This is a genomic window from Ruminococcus sp., assembly GCF_045129435.1.
GTDB lineage: Bacteria > Bacillota > Clostridia > Oscillospirales > Acutalibacteraceae > Ruminococcoides.
Window position 1 is genome coordinate 1 of sequence record NZ_JBGVJL010000168.1, and the last position, 7,161, is coordinate 7,161.

Genomic DNA, 7,161 nt, shown 5'->3' on the forward strand with positions numbered 1-7,161 from the left:
ACAGCTTGCTGTTTGGCTATCAAAGCCTTGTGTTAGCTTAAAGTATTGTGGGCTTTGGCCACCCCCACAACCTTTAAAAAAGGTTGACCAAATTTTTATGTCCGAGTAAAAATTCAGGCAAATTTCAAAATTTTTAATTCCCGACCATTACCAAGTCATTGTCGGAACAAGAAAATTATTATTTTGCAAACTATCTTCTCGTAATAAAAACCATAATTTATCAACATTACCCCAACATTTAAAACAGAACCTTACTTATCATACAGCCTTTTCAAGTTCGGGTCTTAGTCGTCTTATAATCTTCTTTTCAAGTCTTGAAATGTAGGATTGCGAAATGCCGAGTTTATCGGCAACCTGTTTTTGAGTATGTTCCTTTTTGCCGTTAAGTCCAAACCTTAATTCCATTATTAAACATTCACGCTGATTAAGCCTTGACACCGCCTGCAGCACAAGACTTTTTTCAAGTTCGTTTTCAATATCCCTATTCACAAGGTCGGGGTCACTTCCTAAAATATCACACAGCAAAAGCTCATTTCCGTCCCAGTCGGTGTTCAGCGGTTCGTCAATTGAAACCTCATTTTTCAGTTGGGAGGATTTTCGCAAAAACATAAGAATTTCATTTTCAATACAGCGTGACGCATATGTAGCAAGCTTAATGTTCTTTTCAGGCGAAAAAGTTTTTACCGCCTTGATAAGTCCGATTGTGCCTATTGAAACCAAGTCCTCTGCACCCGCACTTGGTGAATCATATTTCTTTGCAATATACACCACAAGTCTTAAATTATGCGTAATCAGTTCTTCTCTCGCACTGTCATCACCTTCGACAATTTTTTTCATTATATCCGCCTCTTCAGCTTTTGTAAGCGGCGGTGGCAAAGTTTCGCTTCCGTTAATGTAAAAAACCTCATCGTCAAAATTAAAGAACAGTCTGATTTTTCTTAGAATCTGAATAATATTCATTGCAACCTCTCCTATCAATTAATAAGTTCGCTTGGTACAACCGCCTTGATGTCGCCCTTAAAAACATTTTCACAAATTCCTATGTACACCGAATTATCCACCGCCTTTCCGTCAATAATAATTTTGTCGGCACAAAAGCCACTCAATATACCTTCACCGCCAAGGCTTGTGAAAGGAATCACCCTGACTTTTGTTTGTTCAGGAACAAAATCACCGAAAATCTCCTTTTCCGCAACAATCACGCTTTTGCCTGAAAACGGCTCTTTTACATTACAGCCGGTATCAAGCTTTGCGGTAAAAATATAGCTTTTTTCGTTTACAACAATTTCAATATTATGAATATCGGATTTGTAAACGCTTTTCGTCAGTTTTTTTATAAGAAGCAGAATATAATAACATACAAGGGTAAGAATTATCAGCAAAACAGGGGAGATGTCAAAATAAATTACATCATTATATATGCCCATTCCTTTTGGTTTGAAAGTAAGATAAACAAAAATCATCATTCCGCCAAACAAAAAAGACAGCGTAAAAAACACCGCCACACGCTTTATGTAGGTTTTAATTTCACATCTGCCAAAGGTTATGAAAATCAATATTATTGCAACCGCAATATTAGTCAGAATATTAAGTCCGAACGGCAGAGCAGGCAAAAGAGCCGTAAGGCTAAAAATTCCGCCAACCACACTGCCTATAATAACCCTTACATACCTTATATTAGAACCGATAATTTTCTTTGTGAGCATCAGCAAAAAGTAATCTATAAATATGTTCACCGTAATCAGCACATCAATATAAATACTGTTCATAAAAATTCCCCTTAATTATTATTACATACTCTGTAAATAATAAATGTCAAAATCTGTACAGGAGGTAAAATTATGCTTTTAGGCTTAATAATAGGTTTGTTTATCGGTGGAATCGTGGGTGTAGGAGTAATGTGTCTGTTTTATTACCATAATTGATTACAAAAAAACGGCTGAGCTTTCAATTACGAAAACTCAGCCGTATATTTTTACTAAATTATGATTTCAGGTTTCTTGTACCGAGGAAAAGGATTGCAAGCATTCCTGAGCCTACATGAGAACCGATTACAGGGCCAATGTCGCAGATAATCGACTTCTTGCACATACCCTTAATTCTCTTCTGAAGCTCCAACGCACCCTCTTTATTATCAGCGTGTCCGATAAATACGGTCTGCTCCTTAGGATTTTCAGCGTCACGCTCAAAGTGAGAAACAAGTGAATTATACACATTACTTGCACCTCTTACTTTGCCTACATTAATAAGGTGACCGCCCTCATCTACACTGATGAGCGGTTTAATCTGCAAAGCCTTACCAAATGTAGCGGCAACAGCAGAAATTCTTCCGCCTCTTTTAAGGTGGTCAAGATCTTCTACAATGAACCAATGACAAACCTTGAGTTTTGTATCATTAATATAATGCTCAAGCTCCTCAATGCTAACACCCTCAGTATATTTCTGACCTGCAAGGTAAATAAGCAAGCCAAGACCAACAGAGTCACACAGTGAGTCAATAACAACAATTTTTCTGTCAGGATACTTTTCCTGCAAATCCTTTACAGCCATAAGACAGGTATTATAAGTGCCGCTAAGACCTGTGCATATGCCTGTATAAAGAATATCCTTGCCTGCCTTTAAATAAGGCTCAAAGTAGTTGATAAAGCTATTGTAATTAATCTGTGTTGTTTTAGAATCAATTCCGTTCTTGAGTTTAGTATAAAAGTCCTCAAGACTCATCATTCTTGCGTCAGCATAGTGAAGGTAAGACTTATCCTCCATACTAAATTCCATCGGCAAAATTTCAACATTAATCTCCTTGGCAATTTCAGCAGAAAGGTCACAGGAGGAATCGGTCATAAAAATATAATCCATAAAAGCATCTCCTTTGATGTGTACATTTGTCATACAATTATATTCTATCAAATATATATATAAAAGTCAATGAATGGAGGTCTTTTTTATGAATTGCAGACTTACTGATATAAGACACAAAGAAGTAATAAGTGCCTGTGACGGCTGCCGAATCGGTTTTGTAGATGATGTTATAGTGGATACAAAGTGTGCTAAAATCGTTTCTCTTGTAATATTCGGGCGAAGCAGCTTTCTGGGAATTATAGGAAAATGCGAGGATTATATAATTCCTTGGGAGAAAATTGAACTTATCGGTGAGGATACTATTATTATATCCTGTTCAATGCCAAATCCGGTAAAAAGAGGCAAAAAGCCCAGATTTAAAGAGAAATTCTAAAAAAATTGATTTTCTACCTATCCCGCACAATGCACGAACAAATATTTTTAAATTTATGCAATTTAAACAAATATTTGTTTTTTTAAGAAAATTAAAAACCATTTGTTACAGCAATATAACAAAGGTAACAAAAGATAACAAGTCTAAAAATTTGCATTTTTGCAAAAAGTGTGGTTTAATAACAACGAATTGTGTGTTTGATAAAATTTTAACGACTAAAGGAAGTCGCATAAAACACAGCCGTAATTTGGTTTTGAATTATGCTAATCACAGGGAGGATAAATTTTTGAGAACAAATAATAATCATATAAAACATGGCAAAAAACAGGTTAGTACCAAAAAGACAAGCAGAGCACTCAAATCGGTTTCGTTTGTAAGTGCTATAATACTGGCATCTGCTTGCCTCTTGATTCCTACAACAACACTTGCCCCAAGTGTTGACGCTTATGCAGACAGCAGAGCGGCTGCATACTCCGTTGGCGGCATTGACACTTTCTCACAATCTATCGCTAAGAATTGTGAAGAACCAACTGTTCCGGCGGAAACTGCTGATACAAAAGCACAGGAAACAACACAGGCTACAAAACCTACACAAAAGGCCACCGAGCCTACCACAGCTCCTAAAGAGGAGAAAAAATCCGAAACTCAGCCTGCAACACAGGCAGCAACGGAAAAACAGTCAGAGCCTACTGAAGATATAAAAACATATCTTGTAAGCATTGACAATCCAGACACATCATATTCACCAAGTAAAGTAGAGCTTTCAGACTACGACAGAGCAAAGCTTGAAAGACTTGTAATGGGCGAGGCAGGCACTATGGGCTATGAGGGTTGTGCCCTTGTCGCTCAGGCAATCAGAGATGCAATGAACCTTTCAGGCAACACATCTATTGATTACATTATTAACGAATATAAGTACTACGCTCCAACAAATATCGAGCCAAACGCCGATGTAAAAGCAGCGGTTTCTTATATTTTCGATGACAACGGCTCAGCCGTACAGCACAGACTCATCTGTTTTTATACAGGAGAGAGTAACTGGCACGAAACACAGAATTTCATTATCAGCTGCGGCAATGTAAGATTTTTTGACCTTGCAGTCTGATACATAGCTATAAGCAAAAAATCAAGTGTAATTTTTAAAAAACACTTGATTTTTTTGCATTTTATGATATAATTATATAGCATTTCGCACGCTGGGCTTGTCGGAACGGTGGCAAATTTGCTCTTAACCCGATAAAAATCAAAGCTTAGCGGAGGTTTTAACCTAAGGAGGATATTTAAAATGGCAGTAGTTTCAATGAAACAGCTCTTAGAAGCAGGTGTACACTTTGGTCACCAGACAAGAAGATGGAACCCTAAGATGGCTGAGTACATCTTCACAGAGCGTAACGGTATTTACATTATCGACCTTCAGAAGAGCGTTAAGAAGCTCGAAGAGGCTTACAACTTTGTTCGTGAGCTTTCAGCAGAAGGCAAGAGCGTACTCTTTGTTGGTACAAAGAAGCAGGCTCAGGATTCAGTTAAGGAAGAGGCTCTCAGAGCAGGTGCTTACTATGTAAACGCAAGATGGCTCGGCGGTATGCTCACTAACTTTGCTACAATCCGCAGAAGAATTGCTCGTTTAAAGCAGCTCCGCACAATGCAGGAGGACGGTACATTTGATCTTCTTCCTAAGAAGGAAGTTATTAAGCTCAACCTCGAGATCGAGAAGCTTGAGAAGTTCATGGGCGGTATCAAGGATATGACTTCAATGCCTGGTGCACTCTTCATTGTTGACCCAAGAAAAGAGAGAATCGCTGTTGCAGAAGCTAAGAAGCTCAATATTCCAATCGTTGCTATTGTTGATACAAACTGTGACCCAGATGAAATCGACTATGTTATCCCTGGTAATGATGACGCTATCCGTGCAGTAAAGCTTATTGCAGGTGCTATGGCAGACGCTATCATCGAGGGTAAAGAAGGTCAGATGGGTGCAGCCGCTGTTGAAGAAGAATCAGAAGAGGCAGCTGAATAATTTAATTACTAAATTATATCAATATCTATCGAAAGGATGTATTATAAATGGCAGCATTTACAGCTCAGGATGTTAAAACATTAAGAGAAAAAACAGGTTGCGGCATGATGGATTGCAAAAAAGCTCTCACAAATGCCGACGGTGATATGGACAAGGCTATTGACTTCTTAAGAGAGCAGGGCCTTGCAAAGGCAGCTAAAAAGGCAAGCAGAATTGCTGCTGAGGGTGTTGCTTATGCAACAACTAACGCAGATTCATCTGTAGGCGTTGTAATCGAAGTAAACGCTGAAACAGACTTCGTTGCAAAGAACGATTCATTTATGGAGTTCGTAAAGGCTTGTGCTCAGACAGTTATCGAGCAGAATCCTGCAGATGTTGACGAGCTTCTCACACTCAAGGCAGCCGGCACAGAGCAGACTGTTGCTGAGCTTCTTCAGGAGAAGATTCAGACAATCGGCGAGAACATCAAGATCCGTCGTTTTGAGCGTATGGAAGGTGCTTGCGTAGCATATGTACACGCAGGCGGTAAGATTGGCGTTCTTGTAAACTTCACAACAGACATTCCTGTAAACGATGAGTTCGTTGCTTATGGTAAGGATGTTGCAATGCAGATTGCAGCTCTCAACACTCCATACCTCACAAGAGATGATGTTCCGGCTGAGGTTATCGAGCACGAGAAGGAAGTTATGCGTCAGCAGGTTATCAACGAGGGTAAGCCTGAGGCTATCGCTGATAAGATTGTTATGGGTAAGATTGGTAAGTTCTACAAAGAGAACTGCCTCGTTGACCAGGAGTTTGTTAAGGACAACAAGCAGACAATCACTCAGTACACAAACAACACAGCTAAGGCTCTCGGCGGCAAAATTGAGATTGCTAAGTTCGTTCGTTTTGAAAAGGGCGAAGGTATCGAGAAGCGTCAGGACGATTTTGCAGCTGAAGTTGCAAGCATGGTTAAATAATTTAATTTTAAATATTTTATCCAAACTAAAAAACACTCAATCCTATGATTGGGTGTTTTTGCTTTTTCGGTTCGATGGGGTAATTATGATTTGTAACGGTCGGGAAATTTTTGATTGAGTTATCACACACTTTCTACTCGGACATAAAAATTTGGTCAACCTTTTACAAAGGTTGTGGGCAAAGCCCACAATACTTTAGACTAACGCAAGATTTTGTTAGCCAAACAGCTTGCTGTTTGGTGGCTTGAACACAACGGCGAAAGCCTTATAATGCGACAGCAACATAAAAAAAGCATCATTCTTTTTAATCAATTATTCCTTTTTAATGGCTGTCGTTTGTTTTGTCAAACATTGCTTTAGCACACAAACAGCGTTGCTGTTTGTGCCTGAGAATTTGCAATGGAAACAACTATTCTTGGGCGTTGCCCAAACCCACGAGCCTTTAAAAAGGCTTGACCTAAATTTTATTATTGTTAAGATTTTGCGTTGGCAAACAATAATTTATCAATATTACCCAAACATAAAAACAAAACCGGAATAAGTTATGGTTTAGCTATTGCTAAAAGAAAACAAGCAAAATAAAAAACCACTGCAAAAATGCAGTAGTCTTTAAAATATGACTGTATCTATAAGCCGGGTTCTGTCGTGAACAGCCATCTATCTTGGCAGCCCGTTGCCGGAACTGCTCGATGCCACCTCCTAAGGACACGCCGAGCAAGCGTATAGTGTCCTACCACGGTGTTGCTTCAAATAGGGTTTACACAGCAGATAACTCTCGCTATCTCTGGTGAGCTCTTACCTCGCCTTTCCATCCTTACCACAAAGTGGCGGTACTTTTCTGTTGCACTATCCCTGGAGTCGCCTCCGGCGGCCGTTAGCCGTTATTTTTGCTCTGTGAAGCCCGGACTTTCCTCGCAAAACGCCTTTCGGCAATTTCCCGCAGCTGTCCAATA

7 protein-coding genes and 1 other RNA gene are annotated in these 7,161 nt (G+C 39.2%); 4 read left to right on the plus strand and 4 right to left on the minus strand.

What is annotated here, in order from left to right:
- Positions 1-258: 258 nt before the first annotated feature.
- The 3 genes from sigE to ACJMMI_RS07885 form a co-directional block, all read right to left on the minus strand.
- Positions 259-960, minus strand: coding sequence for an RNA polymerase sporulation sigma factor SigE (sigE, locus tag ACJMMI_RS07875; RefSeq protein WP_405354764.1), 702 nt, complete (start codon positions 958-960; stop codon positions 259-261).
- A gap of 14 nt (positions 961-974) precedes the next feature.
- The gene (locus ACJMMI_RS07880) at positions 975-1,769 is read right to left on the minus strand and encodes a sigma-E processing peptidase SpoIIGA (RefSeq protein WP_405354766.1); all 795 of its coding nucleotides are present in this window, start codon (positions 1,767-1,769) and stop codon (positions 975-977) included.
- 214 nt (positions 1,770-1,983) lie between these two features.
- Positions 1,984-2,856: a DegV family protein gene (locus ACJMMI_RS07885; RefSeq protein ID WP_405354768.1), complete on the minus strand. Its 873-nt coding sequence runs from the start codon at positions 2,854-2,856 to the stop codon at positions 1,984-1,986.
- A gap of 88 nt (positions 2,857-2,944) precedes the next feature.
- On the opposite strand from ACJMMI_RS07885, the gene ACJMMI_RS07890 reads away from it, so the two are divergent.
- The 4 genes from ACJMMI_RS07890 (at position 2,945) to tsf (ending at position 6,208) form a co-directional block, all read left to right on the plus strand.
- A complete protein-coding gene (locus tag ACJMMI_RS07890; protein WP_405354770.1) occupies positions 2,945-3,232 on the plus strand; it encodes a PRC-barrel domain-containing protein in 288 nt (95 codons plus the stop codon).
- 286 nt (positions 3,233-3,518) lie between these two features.
- Positions 3,519-4,337 carry a hypothetical protein gene (locus ACJMMI_RS07895; RefSeq protein WP_405354773.1) on the plus strand — a complete coding sequence of 273 codons (819 nt, stop codon included), beginning with the start codon at positions 3,519-3,521 and terminating at the stop codon, positions 4,335-4,337.
- Positions 4,338-4,517: 180 nt separating this feature from the next.
- A complete protein-coding gene (rpsB, locus tag ACJMMI_RS07900) occupies positions 4,518-5,249 on the plus strand; it encodes a 30S ribosomal protein S2 (RefSeq protein ID WP_405354775.1) in 732 nt (243 codons plus the stop codon).
- Positions 5,250-5,296: 47 nt separating this feature from the next.
- Complete coding sequence (tsf, locus tag ACJMMI_RS07905; protein ID WP_405354777.1) at positions 5,297-6,208, plus strand: translation elongation factor Ts; 912 nt, start codon at positions 5,297-5,299, stop codon at positions 6,206-6,208.
- A gap of 613 nt (positions 6,209-6,821) precedes the next feature.
- Here the strand turns inward: tsf and rnpB are convergent.
- Positions 6,822-7,161: RNase P RNA component class A (gene rnpB, locus ACJMMI_RS07910), an RNA gene on the minus strand; the annotation flags it as partial.